Origin of the sequence: Bacteroides sp. HMSC067B03, assembly GCF_001811315.1 — a bacterium.
Classification (GTDB): Bacteria; Bacteroidota; Bacteroidia; order Bacteroidales; family Bacteroidaceae; genus Bacteroides; species Bacteroides faecis.
This window is the reverse complement of sequence record NZ_KV804299.1, coordinates 1-22,254: the sequence shown is the minus strand read 5'-3', so window position 1 is coordinate 22,254 and position 22,254 is coordinate 1. Positions and strand designations below refer to the sequence as shown.

The 22,254-nt window shown below is 41.3% G+C and carries 20 protein-coding genes, 1 pseudogene and 1 riboswitch; of the genes and pseudogenes, 8 read left to right on the top strand and 13 right to left on the bottom strand.

The annotated features are described in order from the left end of the window. Positions 1-270 precede the first annotated feature (270 nt). The 3 genes from HMPREF2794_RS05815 to accC are packed head-to-tail and all read right to left on the bottom strand — an operon-like array spanning position 271 to position 3,873. Entirely contained in the window at positions 271-1,806 is a 1,536-nt protein-coding gene (locus HMPREF2794_RS05815) for an acyl-CoA carboxylase subunit beta (protein WP_010539120.1), read from the bottom strand. Positions 1,807-1,826: 20 nt separating this feature from the next. Continuing rightward, positions 1,827-2,336 (bottom strand): acyl-CoA carboxylase biotin carboxyl carrier protein subunit, encoded by a 510-nt coding sequence (locus HMPREF2794_RS05810; RefSeq protein WP_010539119.1) that lies wholly within the window; start codon positions 2,334-2,336, stop codon positions 1,827-1,829. 22 nt (positions 2,337-2,358) lie between these two features. After that, entirely contained in the window at positions 2,359-3,873 is a 1,515-nt protein-coding gene (accC, locus tag HMPREF2794_RS05805; protein WP_055269843.1) for an acetyl-CoA carboxylase biotin carboxylase subunit, read from the bottom strand. Positions 3,874-4,009: 136 nt separating this feature from the next. Further along, positions 4,010-4,215: riboswitch (cobalamin riboswitch) on the bottom strand. 261 nt (positions 4,216-4,476) lie between these two features. Here accC and HMPREF2794_RS05800 point away from each other — a divergent pair. Next, positions 4,477-4,800, top strand: coding sequence for a thioredoxin family protein (locus tag HMPREF2794_RS05800; protein WP_055269845.1), 324 nt, complete (start codon positions 4,477-4,479; stop codon positions 4,798-4,800). Between the two features lie 240 nt (positions 4,801-5,040). On the opposite strand, the gene pncB is transcribed toward HMPREF2794_RS05800, so the two are convergent. From pncB to HMPREF2794_RS05780, 4 genes are all read right to left on the bottom strand, one after another. Further along, entirely contained in the window at positions 5,041-6,216 is a 1,176-nt protein-coding gene (gene pncB / locus HMPREF2794_RS05795) for a nicotinate phosphoribosyltransferase (protein WP_010539116.1), read from the bottom strand. A gap of 274 nt (positions 6,217-6,490) precedes the next feature. Next, positions 6,491-7,270, bottom strand: coding sequence for a 7alpha-hydroxysteroid dehydrogenase (locus HMPREF2794_RS05790; protein ID WP_055269847.1), 780 nt, complete (start codon positions 7,268-7,270; stop codon positions 6,491-6,493). A 375-nt stretch (positions 7,271-7,645) separates the two neighbouring features. Continuing rightward, positions 7,646-8,584 carry a DUF1848 domain-containing protein gene (locus tag HMPREF2794_RS05785; protein ID WP_010539114.1) on the bottom strand — a complete coding sequence of 313 codons (939 nt, stop codon included), beginning with the start codon at positions 8,582-8,584 and terminating at the stop codon, positions 7,646-7,648. A gap of 378 nt (positions 8,585-8,962) precedes the next feature. After that, the gene (locus HMPREF2794_RS05780) at positions 8,963-9,301 is read right to left on the bottom strand and encodes a cupin domain-containing protein (protein WP_055269848.1); all 339 of its coding nucleotides are present in this window, start codon (positions 9,299-9,301) and stop codon (positions 8,963-8,965) included. 158 nt (positions 9,302-9,459) lie between these two features. Here HMPREF2794_RS05780 and HMPREF2794_RS05775 point away from each other — a divergent pair, with 158 nt between their 5' ends. The 3 genes from HMPREF2794_RS05775 to HMPREF2794_RS05765 all read left to right on the top strand — a co-directional run bounded on the left by HMPREF2794_RS05775 (position 9,460) and on the right by HMPREF2794_RS05765 (position 11,685). Next, complete coding sequence (locus HMPREF2794_RS05775; protein WP_055269850.1) at positions 9,460-10,329, top strand: DUF6845 domain-containing protein; 870 nt, start codon at positions 9,460-9,462, stop codon at positions 10,327-10,329. A gap of 85 nt (positions 10,330-10,414) precedes the next feature. Then, positions 10,415-11,218: a helix-turn-helix domain-containing protein gene (locus HMPREF2794_RS05770; RefSeq protein WP_055269852.1), complete on the top strand. Its 804-nt coding sequence runs from the start codon at positions 10,415-10,417 to the stop codon at positions 11,216-11,218. A 95-nt stretch (positions 11,219-11,313) separates the two neighbouring features. Continuing rightward, entirely contained in the window at positions 11,314-11,685 is a 372-nt protein-coding gene (locus tag HMPREF2794_RS05765; RefSeq protein ID WP_022301841.1) for a VOC family protein, read from the top strand. An 83-nt stretch (positions 11,686-11,768) separates the two neighbouring features. On the opposite strand, the gene HMPREF2794_RS05760 is transcribed toward HMPREF2794_RS05765, so the two are convergent. Further along, the gene (locus HMPREF2794_RS05760; protein WP_055269854.1) at positions 11,769-12,626 is read right to left on the bottom strand and encodes an AraC family transcriptional regulator; all 858 of its coding nucleotides are present in this window, start codon (positions 12,624-12,626) and stop codon (positions 11,769-11,771) included. 310 nt (positions 12,627-12,936) lie between these two features. Here HMPREF2794_RS05760 and HMPREF2794_RS05755 point away from each other — a divergent pair, with 310 nt between their 5' ends. From HMPREF2794_RS05755 to HMPREF2794_RS05740, 4 genes are all read left to right on the top strand, one after another. Then, positions 12,937-13,161, top strand: a complete 225-nt coding sequence (locus HMPREF2794_RS05755; RefSeq protein WP_010539108.1) for a winged helix-turn-helix domain-containing protein — start codon at positions 12,937-12,939, stop codon at positions 13,159-13,161. A gap of 238 nt (positions 13,162-13,399) precedes the next feature. Further along, the gene (locus HMPREF2794_RS05750) at positions 13,400-14,260 is read left to right on the top strand and encodes an urea transporter (protein ID WP_070751133.1); all 861 of its coding nucleotides are present in this window, start codon (positions 13,400-13,402) and stop codon (positions 14,258-14,260) included. A 277-nt stretch (positions 14,261-14,537) separates the two neighbouring features. After that, positions 14,538-15,863: an MATE family efflux transporter gene (locus HMPREF2794_RS05745; RefSeq protein WP_070751131.1), complete on the top strand. Its 1,326-nt coding sequence runs from the start codon at positions 14,538-14,540 to the stop codon at positions 15,861-15,863. A gap of 14 nt (positions 15,864-15,877) precedes the next feature. Beyond that, positions 15,878-16,585, top strand: coding sequence for a TIGR02757 family protein (locus HMPREF2794_RS05740; protein WP_029425677.1), 708 nt, complete (start codon positions 15,878-15,880; stop codon positions 16,583-16,585). A 19-nt stretch (positions 16,586-16,604) separates the two neighbouring features. On the opposite strand, the pseudogene HMPREF2794_RS05735 reads toward HMPREF2794_RS05740, so the two are convergent. From HMPREF2794_RS05735 to HMPREF2794_RS05715, 5 genes and pseudogenes are all read right to left on the bottom strand, one after another. Then, positions 16,605-17,536, bottom strand: a pseudogene (locus HMPREF2794_RS05735) (DUF3137 domain-containing protein). A 15-nt stretch (positions 17,537-17,551) separates the two neighbouring features. Then, the gene (locus HMPREF2794_RS05730) at positions 17,552-18,103 is read right to left on the bottom strand and encodes a LemA family protein (RefSeq protein WP_010539103.1); all 552 of its coding nucleotides are present in this window, start codon (positions 18,101-18,103) and stop codon (positions 17,552-17,554) included. A 239-nt stretch (positions 18,104-18,342) separates the two neighbouring features. Then, positions 18,343-19,629: a leucine-rich repeat protein gene (locus HMPREF2794_RS05725; protein WP_055269857.1), complete on the bottom strand. Its 1,287-nt coding sequence runs from the start codon at positions 19,627-19,629 to the stop codon at positions 18,343-18,345. Positions 19,630-19,641: 12 nt separating this feature from the next. Next, positions 19,642-20,046 carry a hypothetical protein gene (locus HMPREF2794_RS05720; protein ID WP_010539101.1) on the bottom strand — a complete coding sequence of 135 codons (405 nt, stop codon included), beginning with the start codon at positions 20,044-20,046 and terminating at the stop codon, positions 19,642-19,644. Between the two features lie 159 nt (positions 20,047-20,205). Beyond that, entirely contained in the window at positions 20,206-21,861 is a 1,656-nt protein-coding gene (locus tag HMPREF2794_RS05715) for a tetratricopeptide repeat protein (RefSeq protein WP_022301847.1), read from the bottom strand. Between the last annotated feature and the right edge of the window lie 393 nt (positions 21,862-22,254).

Below are 22,254 nucleotides of genomic sequence, written 5' to 3'. Positions count from 1 at the left end.
TTCAAAAAGTTTCAAGCGCTTGAAACACTTTGTTTCGCCGTATGAAACACTTTGTTTCATTGCTTGAAACAGTTTGTTCCAAGGCATGAAACAAAGTGTTTCAACGGTTGAAACTGATCTTGGAACTATTTGAAAATGAAGAATGAAATAAGAGAAGGGAAATAAGAACGGACTTACAAAGATTCTGAAATAATATGCCTTATTATTTATAGTAGAATCTATGTAAGTCCGTATCATTTCCGGTACCTTCAAAAGTACCTTATCGGGATGTTATAAAGGCATGTTACCGTGCTTTTTGGGCGGATTGGTCTGCATCTTGTTTTCCGTCATCTCCAAAGCCTGTATCAGGCGTTTGCGAGTCTGTCTCGGATAGATGATTTCATCAATGAATCCCAGTTCGGCAGCCTGATACGGGGTGGCAAACTTTTCTTTATATGCCTCCAGTTCTTTAGCTTTCGTTTCTGCATCTGCCTTGCGGAACAGGATATTGATTGCACCGTCGGCACCCATCACTGCAATTTCCGCACTCGGATAAGCAAAGTTTACGTCGGCACCTGTCTGCTTGGAGTTCATTACGATGTAAGCGCCGCCATAGGCTTTGCGGGTAATGACTGTCAGTTTGGGTACGGTAGCTTCGGCAAATGCATATACGATTTTAGCACCGTGGCGGATGATTCCGTTGTTTTCCTGTGTATATCCCGGCAGGAATCCCGGAACATCTTCAAAGGTGATCAAAGGTATGTTGAAGCAGTCGCAGAAGCGGATGAAGCGGCTTGCCTTATCACTGGCATCGATATCGAGCACTCCGGCAAGATAGGCCGGCTGATTGGCAACGATACCTACCGAGCGGCCTGCAAGGCGTGCAAAACCAATGATGATATTCTTTGCAAAGTTGGGCATTACTTCGAAGAAATAGCTGTCGTCTACCACTCGTTCGATAATGTCCTTCATGTCATACGGCACATTCGGATCGGCAGGTACTATCGTATCTAAAGTGGCGTCTTCGCGGTTCACTTCGTCCGTACAGTTCTGTTTTTTCGTTTCATCCATATTATTCTGAGGCAGGAATGAAAGAAGTTCGCGGATGCTCATCAGCAATTCTTCTTCTGTGTTGCACATAAAGTGCGTTACACCACTCTTGCTGCTGTGAGTCATCGCACCGCCCAGTTCTTCTTTGCTTACCTCTTCGTGAATCACCGTTTTTACCACGTCCGGACCTGTAACGAACATATGGCTCTTTTCCTTCACCATAAAGATGAAGTCGGTAAGGGCAGGAGAGTAGCAGGCACCTCCGGCGCAGGGACCGAGAATGGCGGAAATCTGCGGAATCACTCCGCTTGCCATCGTGTTCTGATAGAAAATATCGGCATATCCCGAAAGACTTTCGATACCTTCCTGAATACGCGCGCCACCCGAATCGTTCAGCGCAATAATCGGAGCACCGTTCTTCAACGCCAGCTGCTGCACTTTTACGATTTTCTTGGCATTGGAAGCTGACAGCGAACCGCCATATACCGTAAAATCATATGCATAAACAAATACCTGGCGACCGTCAATCTTTCCGTAACCAGATACGATACCGTCTCCCGGAATCTTATTTTTATCCATACCGTAGTTGGTACAGCGGTGAACCATCAGTTTGTCCAGTTCTACAAAAGTACCTTTATCGAGCAACATCTCGATACGTTCGCGGGCAGTCATCTTGCCGCTTTCGTGTTGCTTCTCTATCTTTTCCACACCTCCGCCAAGAGAGGCGATGCGGTCACGTTCTTCAAACGTGGCATATGCGTTATTCTTTTCTTCCATAATGCAATCCGTTCTAAATATTATGCAATCGGTTCTAATGTTATTAATGTCTGTTCACCGGTGATGTTATCACCTTCCTGAACCAGAATTTCTTTGATGCGGCAGTCTGAAGATACCTTATAGTTGCTTTGCATCTTCATGGCCTCGATCACGATGGCGGTGTCTCCGGCTTTCATTTCCTGACCGACCGTTACGGGTATTTTCACCACCTTGCCCGGCATCGGAGAGGTGATGCAGTCGTTTTGTTCCTCTTCGCCTTTCTTGCGCATGCGCAGGTATTTCGCCTGGCTGTCCACTATCTCTACATTGAAACTGCTATAGTGGGTATTTACCTTGTAGTTTTTACCATTCTCGCGGCGAATCAGTTGCGCGTTCGAACTGCGGCCATCCATCAGAATGTTGCAAGTACCGTTTTCGGCCATTACGACATCTGCTTCAAATGTCTTTCCGTCGATGGTAAGCACCACTTTATTATCTTCCTTGCTGACCAGTTCCACTTCGGCCACACGGTTTCCTATATGAATTTCCATAATTGAATATTCTTTGTTAACGTTAGATTCTCAACACACCTTTGTGTAATCCGAACTCTTTCCACTTGCTGATGGGGCGGTTGTCGGTTGCCATACCACTGTTATTCTCTTCAAGATTCATCAGATAGTCCATATATGCGGCAATCAGAGCTACGTTTTCGGAGCGTTCGCTGGTGCGCATGATGCACTGTTGCAGGTATTCGCCATTCTTGGCGATGAATCCGGTATCGTAATGCCCTTCTACAAAGTCGGGAGTATCCATGATGGCACGCAGGTAGCTGATATTGTTTTTCACTCCGGTGAGTTTATATTCGTGGAGCACGCGGCGCATCCGTTCGATGGCATATTCGCGGCTGGTGGCCCATACTATCAGTTTGCCGATCATCGGGTCGTAGTAAATAGGTATCTCATAACCCTCGTATACATAGCTGTCGATGCGTACACCGATACCGTTCGGTTCTGTAATCTGCTTGATGATTCCCGGGCTTGGCATGAAGTTCATTTCTGTATCTTCGGCACAAATACGACATTCGATAGCGTGTCCGCGTTGCTGAATATCTTTCTGCTTCAACTGCAGTACTTGTCCGTCGGCTACCTTGATCTGCTCTTTTACTAAGTCGACGCCCACTACCTGTTCTGTTATCGGATGTTCCACCTGCAGGCGGGTATTCATTTCAAGGAAGTAGTAGTTACGGTGTTTGTCTACCAGGAACTCGATTGTTCCCGCACCGATATAGTTGACAGCTTTTGCCGCAGCTACCGCTTTCTCTCCCATATCTTTGCGCAATTCCGGAGTGACAAAAACCGAAGGAGTTTCTTCTACAATCTTCTGATTGCGGCGTTGAACGGAACATTCACGTTCGCAAAGGTGAATGACATTTCCGTGTTTGTCACCCAATACCTGAAACTCGATATGGTGAGGCTCTTCGACGAATTTCTCCAGATAAACCGTGTCGTCACCGAAAGAAGACAAGGATTCGCTCTTGGCAGTCGTATATGCTTCTTCTACTTCTTCGGCACTGTGGATGAGGCGCATACCTTTTCCACCGCCACCCATAGAAGCTTTCAGCATCACCGGATAGCCGATCTTGTTGCAAAGTTCTACAGCTTCTTCTACGCTCTTCAGATTCTCTTGTGTACCGGGAACTACAGGGACTCCTGCTTCTATCATTTTTATGCGGGCGGAAATTTTATCTCCCATCGCTTCCATTGTTTCCGGATTGGGGCCGATAAAGATGATGCCTTCTTCCTGGCATCGACGGGCGAAAGTGGCGTTTTCGGAAAGGAAGCCGTAACCCGGATGGATAGCGTCGGCGTGACTCGCTTTGGCCACTTCGATGATTTTGTCTATATTCAGATAACTCTCTTTGGATGCTGCCGGTCCTACACAATATGCTTCGTCTGCGTAGAGCACGTGCTTCGCGGTCCGGTCTGCTTCGGAGAAGATAGCAATGCTCGTTATCTCCATTTCCCTGCAGGAACGCATCACCCTTACGGCGATTTCACCGCGATTGGCTACTAAGATTTTTTTTATCATACTTCTTTCATTTAAGTACATACTTATTTAATGTCTTCCCATCTGACGGACATACTCCACCTGATGAAAACACAGTATTTTCTTGATTTGGGGCTTAACAAATGATGTTCTTTACTCCTAATCCACGAGGTGCAAGAACGCTTTTACGCGAAGTGGCAGGTCTTCTGACTGACTCTTGTCTTATTTGCCTTCCCGAATTAACATCAGTGGCGTAAAATTAGTTCACTTATAAGACATTTAATAGAACTTCACAGCAGCGGGACTGTCCGGGATTTACACCCGATTCCCTTTTAATCATCGTCCGTTGGATACGGATTCCGAACCATTTCGGGGGGCAAAGATAAATAAATATTGAATAGAATATCTTTTTTTTGCACGAAAGTTTCATTTTTGTGCAATGATTTCCTTCGGTGTACATAGGCTATCCGGTTGGATAGGGAGAGCTGACCGGTAAATACAAACAGACTTAACCGGGCTCTTTGAACTCCTTTTTTAGTTTTCCAATAGAACTAAATCTCTGTGTATTAATGTTTATCTCCTAAACCTTCCTTCTTTTATGTTGTTGAGACTTCCAATCATTAATTTAAAAAAGGAGAATCAATCATGAAAGAAAAGAAAATAGCCCGTGAGGCAAGAAACAAGGAGAAACTAGCCGGTGACGACTGGGTAATGGCAGAATTTTATGCAACGTGGTGCCCTCATTGCAAACGCATGGAACCTTTGGTAAAGGAGTTCAAAAGAGAAATGGAAGGTATAGTTGAAGTGGTGCAGGTCGACGTAGATGAAGAAAGCGAACTGGCTAATTTCTATACGATAGAATCTACTCCTACATTTATCCTTCTCAGAAAAGGGGAACAGTTGTGGAGGCAATCCGGCGAACTGTCTTTGGAAAGACTGGGAAGAGCCGTGAGGGAGTTTAAATCTTGAAAAAGTATTAATAAGAGGGAGTATTTCCCTCTGAAAGTTTTAAATCATGTTATGAAACATGCTTTTTTATTTGGATAATTTGCGGATATGCTAAAAGTCCGTATCTTTGCACTGTGTTTTTCATAGTATTAGATTTAAGGTTAACAAAAGGTTGGAGCAAGGCGTTGCTCCTTTTTTTATGCTTATACGTTTGCAGGGCTTTGGCACTCTTTTGTTAAGTAAGTCCGAAAATCCGGGTAATCATTGATTTCCGGTCAGCCTCAATTCATATAGACAGGCTTGTACTTCCTCAGGGCTACCGGTATGCTTTCCGGCATCATCCGAGAGTTTGATACACTCTCTCCATTCTTGGTTGACATTCATCTTGCATTGTGTCAGTTTCATGACGATATTGGAAGGAGTGAATCCGGTATCATTGGTGAGATTGGTGCCGATTCCGAAAGAACAACGGATCTTGCCTTTGCAGTAATCTTGTATGTCGAGCGCTTTAGTGAAGTCGAGCGCATTGCTGAAGACTATTGTCTTGGTGGTTGAATCAATGCCCAACTCTTTGTAACGGGCTACCAGCTTATCGGTAAAATCAAATTCATTTCCCGAATCGCACCGGACACCATCAAAAAGTTTAGCCTGCTTACGACTGAGGTTACTAAGAAATATACCGGAAGTGTATGTATCCGAAAGCGCAATGCCTAAATCGCCGTCATAGACATTTACCCAGTTTTCGAGTGCCATATAGTTGGCATGTTTGTATCCGAATTGAGCCCCGTGAAACATGAACCATTCATGCGGATGTGTTCCCATCATTTTCATGCCGTACTTCATCGCGAAATAACAGTTGGAAGTTCCCGTACAATACCGGGCCGTTTCATTCAGCCTTTTGATGACTGTTTCCTGTACGTCGATGGAAAACCGTCTGCGTGTGCCGAATTCCGAGAAACGTAGTTGGTGCTGATTGGATAATTCAACCTTTTCTGATAGCTTGCAGAGTATCTCGCCCATATCGGCTACATTACCGGTGAACCGATTCTTAATCTCGGATACAATGGCGAGCAGAGGGACTTCGTATAGCGTGACTTTATACAGGAAATCACTCACTTCAATGTGTAGATGACCGGCTTCGTCCAGATGGATAGCGATCTTCTCCGGGTCGAAGCGGAAAGATGAAAGCCATTCCCAATAAACTCGTGGAAGAAACCGGCAGTTGCGTGTCATATAGTTCAGCTCATCTTCCGTAAGCCTCAACCGGCTCAGTTTATGAAATTCGCCTTTGAGGGTTTCCAGGAACTCTTCCGTATATTCGGTTTCATTTCTATCATTGAAACTGAAAGTACCCATTGCATAGGGAAACAATTTAATATAAGCATACGAGGTGGTAAACTTATAGAGGTCTGTATCTAGTAATGTTTTAACAATCATGCTATTCGTTCTTTATATTTAAAAACGTTGTAAAGTTAGCATTTGTTGAACAAAACGACTGCTTAATTGCCAATAATTACTTCTTGGGCTTTTTCTAATACGCCAAATCTATCCTGTCGGTAACATCGTGGGAAAAATATATTTTTTATTCGTTAATTCGGTAAATACGTTTTTTTGAGGGGCGGGTGATCGTCTGATAGAAGTGCAGACAAAAGACGGTACATTGCCGTGAGAAGCAGAATGTACCGTCTTGATGTTTTCTGTCAGAGAGACTTTATGATAGTTCGACTGTAGGATTATGAATGGTCAGTCCACCGTCTACCACAATCGTTTGTCCGGTGATGTATCGTGCATCGTTGGAGGCCAGAAATGCAATGGTGGCTGCAACGTCTTCCGGTTCTCCCAGATAAGGAGTGGCACATTGACCTAAAAAGATATTGCGGACGTCTTCATTGAGATTGTTCACAGCAGCGGGAGTGAGCACCAGACCGGGGGCTACGGCATTGCAACGGATATTTTTCTTTCCCATTTGGGTAGCGATATATTTGGTCAGGTTGATAACACCGGCCTTGCTGGCTCCGTAGAGTGTTCCGTTTGCATCGGCTGTTATTCCGCTGATAGAAGCTACGTTCAGGATATTTCCGCCGCCATGGGCTGTCATGATGGGAATGACTTGTTGCGAGAGATACATGGTACAACAAAGATTCAGGTGAAAGGCTTCATCGAAATAATCGATGTCCAGTTTCTCAATGTTCAAATCACGTTTGGGGTCGGTTCCGCCTACATTATTAATTAGCACGTCCACCTGCCCGTATTCTTTCATTGCGAAGTCAATCAATTCTTTACAGCTCTGGAGCTCTGTAGCAGAGAAATATACAGAACGTACGTCGGCTCCTGATTGGGTGAGTTCGGCAGCAAGCTCATCGGCTCTCTCTTTCGAATAATCGGCAATGACTACTTTGCCTCCCTCGGAGACGATACGACGTGTCGTTGCTTCGCCAATACCGCCGGCAGCACCGGTGATGACGACTACTTTATTTTCAAATCTGTTCATATAATGGAAATTAGATGGTTATCTTCGGTTAAATAACAGATAATAAATGAATTTGTTATGCACTGTAAACCATCTTTAATAGTAATCGATAGCAGATTCGAAAACTTTTGCATCTAACTTAGTTTTATTGACTAAATATTTAAGAAGACTGTTAAATGTTAATGCCTGACTGCTTATTTGTTAATGCGCTTCTTATTCTATTAAACCATGTTATAAGATATCCTGTTTGGGCTTTAAAATTTGGAGATATGCAGAAAGTCCGTATCTTTGTACTGTGTTTTTCATAGTATTAGATTTAAGGTTAACAAAAGATTGGCTGTCTGGGATAGATAGCCTTTTTTTATGCCTTAAACTCAAGGGTGAAAGAGGTAAGTTTTAGAACAATGAGTATTGTCCGTTCCTCAGACTTTTCATATCCCGTTCTTTCACCACGTCGTCTTCTGACAAATTTCCGATAAGTAGGGGAGAGTGTTTATCATGTTTCTTCATATTGTATTCCACGCTGTTATAGTTACCTTTGATGGCATAGCAGTAAATGCATCCGTTGAGACAACTTTCATAAGTGCCTATATCGATACTTTCAATGCAGTTGCAGATGTTGCGCTGATTCTTATCCTTTTTAGCAAGAATCGGATAACCGGTAATTCTTTCAATCAGTTCTTTGTCGACACATAGCCCCGCAGGAATGTTCAGATGTCGCAAGTCAACTTTAGAGGTACAGGTATCCAATTGGAGGGTTGGGTATGCATCCATCGTTTGCCTGAAAGAAACGGCTATCTCTTCTATTTCTTCTTTTGCCGGCGGCTTGATGTTGAACTGTCCTACAGCGGTGCGGATGTGCTGATAGTGATCGATGAACCCCAGCATACATTTTTCAGTATGATCTTTGAGTCCGTCGGCAATACGGGCAAACGCTTCTTTGTGGAAGGAGACGTTGAATTCTTCGTTCGTCAATATCGGGTCATAGCGCCAGATAACTTTCTCCCTCCCTATTTTATCGGAGAGACGTTTAAAGATGTCTATTCGTTTAGCAACAGAAGGCAGGTTGTTTTCTAATTTTTCTCCATATGGATTTAAAGTGAACTGGAAGTAGTATTTGTAGTCTTCCAGTTTATCCAGCTTCTCAATCATCGGAGCCGGATTTTTTGTCCAGAATACAATACAGTCTATTACGGCAGGATTTAAACTGACCTTGCTGATCATCTTGGAATTGAAAGGATTGGGTACTAACACATATCCTTCTTTTATCCGGTTGAAGAACCATGGAGAATAAAATGCCGGAATATCTGTCCGGCGACTGGCACTGATTATCATATATCAAAGTTACGGTAAAACAACCGTATCCCAATATTTTTCGGGTGAAAAAATGATAAATGGAATGGAGATTGGTAACCTCCTTACTTATTGGCATCTGTCAGCAAGGGAGTATATTGAATAAAGATGCTTATATTATATGTTGGAATGTCACTTTGAGGAAGATTGTGAATGAATATGTTAAATGTTAACATGAGAAGTCTAAAATGTTAATAGGATTTCGAGACTATTAAACCGTGTTATAATATCGTCTGTTTTGGCTCTGAAATTTGCTATTTACCTGAAAGTTGGTACTTTTGTACAGTGTTTTTTTCATAAGTATTAGATTTAAGGTTAACAAAAGATTGGTTGCTCGCGATGAGTAGCCATTTTTTGTTTTTATACGGTTGCAGGTTCTTTAATCATGGTCAGCAGCATTTTAAATCTTTCTGCTGCCGTAAGGGCATGCGGAGCGTTAGCCGGGAATACGATGCTTTCTCCTGCTTTTACAGTAAATAGTGTTCCGTTTACGGTAATATTTGCACTGCCTTCCAACACTTGTACGAGTGCGTCGAACGGAGCACGATGTTCACTGAGCCCTTCACCTTTGTCAAAAGAGAATAAAGTGATGTTTCCTGCCGGACTTTTAATTAACTGTTTGCTGATAATGCCTCCTTCTGAATAATCGATAAGGGAAGCTAAATGAAGTACTGTTCCTTTTTGAAATGATTGTTCCATAATTTCCAGTTTTTAATGAATATAAGATATAACAGTTATCGAAAGTGTATTGTTTGTTTATAACAAAACTCGATTTTTATTGTTATAGTACGAGTTAGTTATCGCATGGCTTATTAAAGAAGCGAATCGTTCTATCTACAACTTAAAAACTTAACATTATGAAGAAAAAAATCTTATTGTTTGGAGCACTGGTCGGTGTTCTGCTATTGTCTTCCTGTTCGGGAGGGAACAAGAAACAAACTGTGTCTTCGGAGAGCCCGGAGGAATTGGATAACGCTAGTAAAGTGATCAATTATTATCATACGTCACTTATCGTATTGAAACATATTGCCAATGCGAAAGATATAAATGCGGTATTGGGATATATGGAGCAGACAGGTAAAGTGCCTGAAGTAGCTCCGATTGCGCCTCCGGAAATTTCTGCACGAGACACTGCCGAACTAATGGACCCGGGAGATTATTTTAATGCGGAAGTCCGTCAGAATCTGAAACAGAATTATGCCGGATTGTTTCAGACAAGAACACAATTCTATGCTAACTTTAATAAGTTTCTGTCATATAAAAAAGCTAATGAGACGGCTAAAGCCGGTGCGTTGCTTGACGAAAATTATCGGTTGAGTGTGGCATTGTCTGAATACAAACAAGTTATTTTCGATATTCTGAGTCCTTTGACAGAGCAGGCGGAAAAAGAAATTTTAGCCGACGAACCCTTAAAGGAACAGATAATGGCCATGCGCAAAATGTCCAATACAGTACAAAGTATCATGAATATATATTCCCGCAAACATACGATGGACGGTCCGCGGATTGACCTGAAAATGGCAGAGTTGAGAAAAGAATGGGAAGCTGCGAAAAAACTTCCGGCAGTGACAGGTTATGATGAAGAAATAAAAAACTATCAAAGTTTCCTTTCTACTGTAGAGTCTTTCATGAAAGATATGCAGAAAGCAAGGGATAAAGGCAAGTATTCGGCTGAAGACTATGATGCGATGTCAAATGCCTATGAGTATGGGTTATCCGTGATTTAATAAATGAAATGTCTCTTTTTTACAATACATTTTCAAACGAGGGCTTTACTTTTGCATTTGAATAAAGAAGTAATATCTTTGCTGTATGCAATCATTTCAGATTATAAAACCCTGCACCGCGTTAGCACCTTATATCCGGCATTACTGGATATTGCAGGATGACGCGGTGTTTCCTGTTGCCGAACGGGTTTTGCCTGTGGGTTGCATGCAGATGGTATTTCATAAAGGGAGACAGCTTCTGTCACTGAGTGAGTCGGCATTACAGCCGCAATCTTTTATTTCCGGTCAGTCGGTCGGATTTTCCGATGTGCAGTCAACGGGAAAGATTGAGATGATCACTGTTGTTTTCCAGCCATATGCGGTCAGACCATTGCTCCATATTCCCGGTTATTTATTTCATGGACAGAATATTTCTACTGATGCGGTGGAAGATGTGGAACTGTCGGATTTAGCCAAACGGGTGACTGATACTTTTGATAATATCGCTTGCATTCGTTTGATTGAGCAGTTTTTCATTCGCCGTCTGTACTCTTTTGCGGAATATAATATGAGGAGAATGTCTGCCGTTTTCCACGAAATAGACCTCCAGCCGCAAATTAGTATTTCGCAGATGTCGGAAGTGGCTTGTCTGAGCAGCAAACAGTTCGGGCGGATTTTTGCCGATTATGTGGGAACGACTCCTAAGGAGATGGTTCGAATTGTTCGTATGCAGCGTGCATTATCAGTGTTGCAACAGAATATGGCCGCTCCTTTTGTACAAGTAGCCTATGAATGCGGGTTTTCAGATCAATCTCATATGATTAAGGAATTCAAACTCTTTTCCGGCTATACTCCTGCAGAATACCTTTCCGTTTGTGTTCCCTATTCCGATTATTTTTCGGATCTCTGAAGATGTCCTTTTTTTCCTATCGGGACTTATGCGGTTCTCCTACTTTTGCATTGTCTTTGCAAAGGCTTAGTAGTAACCATAAAAAAAAGAATGAGATGAAGAATTTAATTGCATTTTTTGAGATCCCATCCACTGATTTTCGTCGGGCAGTCGACTTCTATGAAACTGTTTTGGAAACCAAACTTTCTGTATTTGAATGCGAAAAGGAAAAAATGGCGTGTTTTGAGGAAGAAGGTGAAACTGTTGGAGCCATTTCTTATTCCTCAGAGTTTGATTTCCTTCCTTCGGAACATGGAGTTCTGATTCATTTCAATTGTGAGGATATAGCGCAGATTCTGGAGAAAGTACTTCAGAAGGGTGGAAAGGTAGTGATTCCCAGAACAAAAATCGAAGTGGAAGGTAGGGGCTGGTTTGCTGTATTTACTGATTGCGAGGGAAACCGGATTGGTATCTATGCTGAAAAGTAACTAGTCTGTACCGCAGTATTGTGAAGTTCGCCCCAAAAGTCAGATATAAAGCTTTTGGGGTTACTTCATTTTCTTTCTTCTGTTTATTCTATAGGAATATAGATTTCCGTCAGTAATTCTTCGGGGGCTGTATCACGCGGATTATTCAGATAACGTTCGGCACTAGCCTCGTCACGTAGTGTACATTCCATTTCGGGCAGATATTTTCCATAAATTGTATCATATACAGCTTGCAGGTTATCATACGATCCCTTATAAAGAAAGATTGCATAGCGTCCGGCGGGGAGCGTTTTGAATCCGATATCGCCTTTCGGGGCAGTTTTTATGGGTAGCACCATGCACACATCCGTACGTAGTTTCTCTGTTGGTGTTACTTTCGGGTCATCATGGTAGATACAAAGAGGGCTACAGTCCCCCATCGGCAGGTTTTGTTCTCCGATAAACTGGCACAAGCGTATCCAGGTACCACAGTAGTCATTTTGTTTATAGTCACCTGAAAGGCGGATATAGATCAGATTCCGTTCGGGTACATTTTTTATTTCTCTTTTCAGTTCCAGGTCTGGCCTGATAATCGCTGGTTTCATAATTACAAAGTTTTTATTGTTTCGATACTCTAAAGGTGAAATACCATAAAATTGCCTGAACACTTTAGACAATGAAGAAGGCGAAGAATATCCGATCCGATAGGCAATATCGGCTATGGGAATATTCGAGTAACGTAGTAGCCGTGCAGCTGCTTCTGTCCGCGTCCGGACAATAAACGTGCCGACAGGCTCACCAAGGAAAGCTTTCATAATCCGATGGAAGTAGAAAGGAGAGAAATTTGAAATTCTGGCCAGTGATTTCAAATCAATGTCTTCTCCCAAATGCTGGTTGATGTATTCAATGACGGCATTTACACACTTCTGATATTCTTCCTGGGTTGTCTTTTTCTGTTGCATGGGCTGATTTTTATTTCACTTCGCAAAGGTATGGGTAAAAAAGGTAGCAGACTTGTCCGATGTTGCTAAAATATATTTTTTCTAGTAAGATTCGAAATTTGTCATGTCGGGCTTCCGGGAATCTTTTTTGATAAATCACTGCTCTTCCAATGTCGTAATGGCATAAAATTTGGTCAATAGGTCGACAATTGATAACGGAATAATTTTCAACGTTTAAATAACGTTAATCTTACGAATAAAAAACTCTATTTTGTAACAAACTATTTCTAAAAATGTTATCTTGCTTTCGAATTATAAATAAAGAATAGCCATGGATAAAAGAATTGTAGGGACTAATGCCGGGAAAGTCTGGCTTGCCCTAAAAGAAATTGGTGAAATTTCGATACCAGAGTTGGCGAGAAGATTAAATTTGAGTGTTGAAAGCACAGCGTTAGCCGCCGGCTGGTTAGCGAGAGAGAACAAAATCTGTATTCAGAGAAAAAATGGACTACTTGCTTTATCAGATGAAAACAGTTTCCCTTTCAATTTTGGATAATTGTTGATTTTGTCTGTAGATATTCTTGTAGTTCCGCTAACTTAGAAGTAAGGAAATATCTGTGGAATACCATAAGTTGAGCTTGAACCTGAATAGATTATTTTTTTTGAAAGAGTTACTTGGTTTGCCGGGTAACTCTTTTTGTTTTTAATAAGGCTTGTTTCTTTATTATTAATATACGAAAAATATGTACTTTTGTGTCGGAATAATATGTTGAAACTGACAATAAAAGAAGTTTATGGGCAAATTTTTGCTTATTCTGGGGCGCGGAGTTGGTCAGGTGATGTTTCAGAATAATGCGCTTTCAGGGGCGCTAATGTTGGTTGGAATTCTTTTGAATTCATGGCAAATGGCTTTGTTGGCCGTTGCAGGTAATGTGATAAGTACGTTGACCGCCTATATTTCCGGTTATAGTCGTGAAGATATAAATAATGGGCTATATGGGTTTAATGGTACTTTGGTAGGGATAGCGGTCGGCGTGTTCATGTCGGTTACTGTCGGCTCTTTGATATGGTTGGTGCTTGCTTCCTGTTTATCTACCTGGATTGCCCGTCTTTTGGGGTTGCAACGTTTTTTGCCGGGGTTTACGGCTCCTTTTATTCTTGCCGTATGGATATTGCTGGCTGTTTGTGCCTGGATGTTTCCTGCTTTGTTGCTGTCTTCGGGAGATGCTTCCGGAGAACAAAGTTTGGCATTTTTCCGTGCATTTAGCCTGAATATAGGACAAGTAATGTTTCAGGGAAGTAGCATATGGACCGGTGTGCTCTTTCTTTTGGGAATTTTGGTCAATTCGCGTGTGAATGCTTGTTATACGGTTTTGGGAGCGTTGCTGCCTATTCCTGTAGCCATATTATTGGGAGTCGAAACGACGGCAATGAATGCAGGATTGATGGGATATAACGGTGTGTTATGTGCCATCGCTTTAGGTGATAAGACGTGGAAGGGAGGAGCATATGCCATATTCTCTGTGTTATTATCTGTTATGTTCCAACTTTGGGGGATGAATGCCGGAATCACTACACTGACTGCCCCATTTGTACTTTCTGTCTGGGTAACTCTTGGTTTACAGAAAGGAATGAGGGCTGTTACCAGAATCTGATGAACCCATATATACTTTCTTCCGGGAGGAGAGAGTTAACGAATTTATTTCTATATTTGCAGTCGGGACAGTAAATAAAGAATCATTCATCTGCTTATGAAACTCTGTATATAGCTACGCTCAACGGATAGCGCATTTTTTCTATAATGAAGCTATTCTGCTAATCCGGTAGGTCAAATCTATCGGGCAGAGAATTCTTATGTTTTTTTTATGAATTTGCGGAGTTGTGTATTGTATTGGATGCAGTACGCAGTTTCGTGTTATTTAAAGTTGAGCAATGAATAATTATACTTATAAGCAAATCTGGCTTATCAATTTTCCTGTAATGATGAGCATTCTGATGGAGCAATTAATCAATATTACTGATGCTGTTTTTTTAGGACACGTAGGGGAAGTCGAGTTGGGGGCGTCTGCACTTGCAGGGATTTATTATCTGGCAATATATATGCTGGGATTCGGATTCAGTATTGGATTACAAGTGATGATTGCCCGTAAAAACGGAGAGCAGCATTATCAGGAGACCGGACGAATATTCTTTCAGGGATTATTGTTCTTGTCGGGGATGGCAGTCTTACTTTGTTGTTTCATTCATTTTGCTTCTCCGTTTATTCTAAGGCGGTTAGTTTCTTCTGATGAAATATATCAGTCAGTCATTTGCTATCTGAACTGGCGTAGTTTCGGATTGTTGTTCTCGTTTCCTTTTCTGGCTTTCCGGTCTTTTCTGGTAGGGATAACAAATACCAGAGCATTGTCGGGAGCAGCTATTGTTGCGGTTTGCATTAATATTCCCCTCAATTATTGGTTGATATTCAAGTTGAATTTGGGAATTTCCGGAGCGGCGATGGCATCTTCTCTGGCAGAGTTCGGGGCTTTCTTAGTGCTTCTGGCATATATGCGGATGGGAGTAAACAAGATAAAATATGGATTGAAGTTTGTCTATGATAGGAAATTGTTAGCGAAGTTATTGTACTTGTCGGTATGGAGTATGCTCCATGCTTTTATCAGTGTTGCTCCCTGGTTTCTCTTTTTTGTGGCAATAGAGCATTTGGGGCATACGGAACTGGCTATTTCTAATATTACCCGTAGTGTTTCTACTTTATTTTTTGTAGTGGTGAATTCATTTGCTTCTACGACCGGTTCATTGGTCAGCAACCTGATTGGGGCAGGACGTGGGAAAGAACTTTTTCCACTTTGCCGTAAAGTTCTTAAGTTAGGATATCTGTTCGGACTTCCATTGGTGGGAGCGGCTCTTCTATGTAGTCAGTGGATTATAGGATTTTATACGGACAATGACTGGTTGGTAGAACAGGCATTTTATCCATTTATGGTCATGCTGCTGAATTATATCTTTGCCTTGCCCGGATATGTATATATCAATGCTGTCACTGGAACGGGAAAGACAAAACCGGCTTTTGTCTTTCAGCTGATAACGATATTATTATATTTGAGTTATTTGTATCTTTTGAGTGAATGGTTTCATGCCCCTTTAGTAGTGTATATGACTGCGGAGTATTTGTTTGTAATCATGCTGGGGATACAATCTCTTTTGTACCTGAAGAGAATATTGGATAAGAATATGTACTTTTGCACCTCTGATGATTGATACTTTTTTTCGAAATGACAGAAGATATAAAAAATAAATTGTTAATGTGTGCGGAGATTTATCATTGTGCCGGATTTATTACAAGTGATCCGGTGCAATTTCCGCATCGTTACACACTGAAACAGGATATAGAGATAAGTGGGCTGTTGACCGCGATTATGAGTTTTGGTAATCGCAAGCAGATATTGAAAAAGGCAGATGAACTGCACCGGTTGATGGGAAGCTCACCATATCAGTACGTATTATCATGCCGATGGAAAGATGATTTTCCTGCGGGCGTGACGAATAGCTTTTATCGGATGCTTTCCTATGCCGATTTTTACGGATATTTTCAACGTTTGTATTTGGCTTATTCTCAGTTTGAAAGTTTGGAAGATGCTTTGCACACGTATCCCGGGATACCGATGGAAAAGTTATGTGCCTTTCTTGAAGTTTCTGCTAAAAGCCCTCAGAAGAAACTGAATATGTTTCTTCGTTGGATGATTCGTCGTGATTCGGAAGTTGATCTGGGCGTTTGGAAGAGTTTTGACCGTAAAGATCTGATTGTTCCCTTAGATACACATGTTTGTCGGGTAGCTTATTACTTCCAATTGACGGATGCGGAAACTTTTTCCTTGAAAAATGCCCGTAGGATAACTGCAGCATTGGCTGAGGTCTTTCCGGATGATCCTTGTCTGGGTGACTTTGCTTTATTTGGATTGGGGGTGAATGGAGAGATTTAAGTTCTGTTTACCCGGCTTTTTATTTTTTGGTCCAGATTCGTGTGTTAAGATTTAAATCCTCTATAATGGAGACTAATGCATGAATCATACTGAAATCGTTCTTGAGCTGGCTAAGGTCATCAATAGATTTCCAGATGCTGGCTTCAAAATGATTCCTGGATTCGGGAATGGCGATCAGGATATTGGAATCTTTGAAACTAATTGTAATGTTTTTATTGAATTCTCTGTCTAATGCGAGAAGACGTTCCATCATTGAAGGAGAAAGGAGATAACGTGCTTCAATTTGGTCTGTGGAGTAAACATCGAATGTCTTTCAAAATCCGGGTTTTCCAGCTTTACCCGTGAACCGCTGAAGCTTAGTTTGAACAGACTGTTCCTTAAAACAGTGGTGTGCCCCTGAAAATCTTTCTGAAAATCGGCGATGAAAAGGAAACCTTTGAAAATATCTACCCAATAATGACTCGTTTGTCCTTTCGAATTGACACGTGTTTTTCTTTCTTCGGCATGGACTTCCGCACAACTAAAGTCAGTTTTTCCTACCCGCCCTTGTATGAGATCTTCTGTATGATAACGGTCGGGCGAAGTAAACAGGCCGCAGCTCCGGAATATACCTTCTTTGATTCCCTCTTCCGGTGTGAAGATGGCATTATCACAAAATGATTGCAATACTTGTGCGATAACCTTTTGTTTATAATACGAGGATAATTCCTGAGATTTGGCGTTTACACAACTGTAGTATGCCAACAAAGCAAGCCCAGCTGCAATACCAACTCCAATAAGTGCAGCGTTGATATAAACTGAAAATGCAGAGACAATCACGAAAACAACCCCTCCTACCCATATTCCGGTGGACTGTCCTTGCTTTTTTAGTTCTTTGCGTTTTTGCTCGAGGCTTTGCAGGGTGGGGGAAAGGCTTTGTGTTAATGTTTCAAATTGCGGGTTTTCTGCCATATTTTATATTTGTCTTTACTGTTTCAACAGGTTATTAACATTTGGAACAGCACGTTCCTGTTCGGAAATGGAGAACACATTTTTGCGCGTGAAACCAAACATTCCGGCTAACAGATTTGACGGAAAAGTCTGTACGGCATTATTATAGTCAGTGACACAAGCGTTAAAAGTCCGGCGTGCTGCCGAAAGTTGTTCTTCTGTTTCATTAAGCGCACGTTGTAGTTGTTCAAAGTTTTCAGAGGCTTTCAATTGCGGATAGTTTTCTGCAATGGCAAAGAAGTGTGTGCAGGCCTGTGAGAAAGCAGAGTCCAGATTTTCTTTTTCCTGACTGGAGAAAGAAGCATACGACTTGTTTCGCATTTCTGTGATTTGTGCGAATGTACTTTTTTCGTGTTCTGCGTATTGTTTGACTGTAGCTACCAGATTAGGAATCAGGTCGTATCTCTTTTTTAGCATTACATCAATGGCTCCAAAAGCATTTTCAGTCTCATTCCTTTTTCTTACCAGCGAGTTGTAAATAGCGATGAAAATCACTGCAATTACAGCTATAATGATGAATATAGTCATAACTAAGTATCTGGCATCCTCTTGCCGCTTTCTATTTTTGTGAATTCAGAGTTATTTTGTTGCGTCAAAGATAAAGAATAAAACTGAAAAACGGAACAGCCTTTTCAGTAAAAATGTATGGTAGAATATTTGCTGAATATATCTGATGGCAGCCAGATAAAAGGGAAATTCCGGTTATAATCGAAAAAAGTGGATTCAGAATCAACTTTTACGGTTACAACCGGAAATTTAGACAGGTATCAGGATGCTTGCATTTTGTTTGTGTATTCTTGCCAACCGGGTGCGGTTTTATATTTTTCTATGGATTCGGCGGGAACGCGAATGACGGTAATGTCATCCGGAAATCCGTACCATACCTTTTCAAATACTTGTGGAGGAGTTCCTCCTTCTACTTTGACTTCTTTAATACCTGTATTATTGAAAGCTGAAAAATTAATCTGTGTCACATGCTCCGGAATGGTCAGTTGGGTGACTTTTCTGTTGCCACCCAATAATCCCTGTCCCAATATTCGGATACTTTGTGGAATTTCGAAATGTGTTAATTTCGGGCATCCTTCAAAGCAATAAGCTTGAATTGTTGCATAAGGGTCATCATTGGATGTCGGTCCATAGGTTGTCACTTCTGTCAGTTCCGGACAATAGTAGAAAGCTCTGCTTGCTATGTTTACAATACCATTAGGCAGTTTTACAGTGACGATACCACTTTCCCGAAATGCTTCCAAACCTATTGTTTTAACACGCTCAGGTACTTCTATCAGCTTGAGCCGTGAGGTATTTAAGAATGCTTGTGCACCGATTTCTGTTAGCATATCAGGCAATAGAACTTCTTCAATACCGGCATATACAAAGGTGCTGGCAGGCAGTTTGGTTATCTTTGTCTGACTTAAATCCACCTTTTTCAAGTTATAGCAATAGTAGAATATATCTTCTTCAAGTTGTTCCAGAGTCGAGGGAAATATGACTTCTTGAATGGTAGAATTGAAGAAGGCCATATTTCCTATAGATTTTAGTCCCTCATTAAGTATTACCTTGTTTATTTTGCTGCCGTTAAAAGCATTTTTGGGAATAGACTTCACGCTATTGGGAAGCGTGATTTCATCGTATCCTTTCAAAACCTCCGTCAGAACTCCATTTTCTACGCGGACAGGTGAAACCTGAATAGTGAAGCTTCTTTGCTTTCCTTCTATCGTTATGGTTACTTCCTGTTTGTCGACAGGGATAGATGAAGAGAAACCACTGATCTGTTCCGGGGCAACACTCACAGGTCGTTGTTTCCCATCATCATATTCTCCTGTCACTTTGAGTCCAGTTAAGTCTATACTCTCTCCTAATGCATAAATCGTTTTTGCAGGCAGTTGGTCAATAGAAAAATTTTCAAGTAAGGCTCCTGTCGGTTCAGATGGTTTTTCCGTCGGAGGTGAATCCTTTTTATATTCATCGTTTTCGGTGCTGCAACTTATTAATGTAAATCCTGCTACCATTTGCAGCCAAAGTATTATAATTATATGAAGTCCGGTTTGTTTCATTGTAATCAAGGTTTAGTTAGGGAATTGGGTCAAACGTATTTCTATTTTTACGACTTTTCCGGCTTCTACGCTTCTGCCGGAAGACCATATCTGGTAATTATCAGGGCCGCCTCCTTCTTGTACCACGAATGTAAAGAACCGTTGCGACTGTGCTGCGAACCATTCTTCTTGTGGTAAAATAAAGGTGGCTATCCCGCTTTCATTGGTCCGGGCAACCGCAGTAGGTAAGGTCAGATTATCTTTCTCAAATACTTTATAATCTTTTTCATTATACATCTTTACGGGAATACCCGTTGCAATTTTTCCATTCTCATCATAAACGACAACCACTACTTTAGCTTCTCTCACTTCTTCGTTTCCTTTTTCACATGCTATCATAAAAAGTATGATACCTAGTAGAATAACAATTTTTCTCATAATCTTTTTTTCAATTTTAATCGAATGCAAAAGTAGCGAGATTGTATCAATTTTGAGTTATGATACAACCTTATAAATCTAACACCTCTATTTGGAAAATGTTGATATTCAGATTGTTATTTTGTGTGGTGCTTCAGCTTTCTAACACAGGTCTAACACCTATCCGAAAAGTGATAAAAACAGGTCCTTGTTGGTTGTTTCCGCTGATTTGATACGTGATTTGAGCCGTGACTTGCGGGCATATACATTAGCTACTGTATCTTTTATAAACAGACTAATTACTTGTGGGGAAAAACCGACAAAGACATAACATAATAATCGGATGTCTGCTTCTTTCATTGCAGGGAAGTCGGTACGTAGCTTTTGCATGGCATTATCATGACAGGTATTTACAATTAGTTCCAGTTCTTGCAGCATCTCATTGTTCTCCGAAAAGTCGGTGATGATCTGCTTTACTTCCTGAAACATGGCAGCCTGTTGCGATGAGGTGTTTTCGCGTTCATAATAGGTTTTTCCTAGTTTGTCGATGATGTCAAAACGAGAAGCAATCAGTCCTTTTAAATGATTTTCTGTGTCGCGTTGTCCTTCCATACGCTCTGTCAGGGTTTTATATTCGGAGTTGGCTTCTTCTACTAATAGCAGATAGTGGTCGGTACGTTCGCGTTGCAGTCGCAGGCGTTGGCGGATGATATAATAGCTTATACCTAGCAGTAGGATAATGATACTTATGGAGATGATTTCTAAAGTTGTGCGGTTTTTCATTCGATACTCTGCAAAAGCCGATTGTTCCTGAAAGTATTCTCGTTCAACCATACCAGCAGAAAACTGCATGTTTGATCGTGTCAGCGAATCGGTCAGGTAGATATAGCGGTGTATATTTTCGGTTGCCTTTTCAAAGTTTTTGGATTGTGCTTCAATACGGTATGCAGTGTATTGTAAGTCTGCCATATCGCGGATATCCGTGGTATTAGCTTCCGCCAGTTTCAGGTAATGGCGTGCGCTGTCTATCCGATTCTTCAGTAGGTTTACATCCACTAGTGTGTGGTATCCATATAATGTATCTTGCCGGGCGGAAAGTTCGATACGTTGTAGTAAGTCATGAGGAATCTGTCGTTTGCCAGATACCACATAAAGCGAGGCAAGGTTGGTGAGGCTGGCTTTGGCTAAATGATCGTTCTTTTGTTCATCAGCTAAATCAAGAGCTGCAGAGTAGAGACGTATTGCTTTCTCTATATCTTTTGAATGAAAAGCTGCTGCTGCCATATCAAGTGTCGACTCTGTTTCTTCACGAACATGATCCGACTGTCGGAAGTTATTACGGGCTTCATGGAAATAATGGTAGGCCCTGCTATAATTCATCTGTTCATAATATACTTCACCGATTTGACCGTATAACAGTCCTGCATAATAAGGCTCATTAGTGTTTTTCAGCTTTTCTTCAATTTTGAGAAAAAGGCGCAATGCTCCCGGTTTGTCTCCTGCACGTAGCTTGATACGTCCCCAGTAGTAGAGAGTTCTGCATTGATTGCGTAAATTCTTCGGGCGGTGTGCATAATAGCTCCATGCTTTTTGAATAAGTGAATCGTCGGTTATTTTAATATGATTCTTATCTAAAGCTGCAGAATAAAGCAAAGCATATTTAGCCTGTTCGGCCTGACTGCCTTCCCTCTTAAACTGCTTTAATATTGTTAAGGCACTGTCCGGTTTGTTTTGTAACAGAGCTTCCACTTCGTCAAGCCGGGAAATATATTCTCTATTATAACATCCTGTAAAAAAGAGAATTGCTGATAATCCAAGTATAATTCTGTATTTCATGTTGTGAATGTAGTAAAAATCTCCCGGAATTATTAAAAACTGGAGTGAAGAATTTATTTTTTTGCTGTTTCCTGTTGTTACTTTATTGATGGTTGCTTAATTGATGCTTGCTTATAGTCCTGTCAAGGCACAGGACTGTGCTGGCAAGGTAGGTGTTCATACTTTTATGACATTGGTGCTTCGGGGGGGGTATTTTTAGTACGAAGATGGTTGGCCAATAATCACTCTTTCAGAAAGAAAAAAATAATTTTAGTCTCACGGTCTCATTGTTGGTTGTGTAATATGTTTATAGTCAACAATATAGTAAATGAGAGATACCTTTCCGAACAGGTATCTCTCATTGTTTACCCATCAAAAAACGTAAGCGTCTCGGCGATGCCGTCTTTTCTTTAA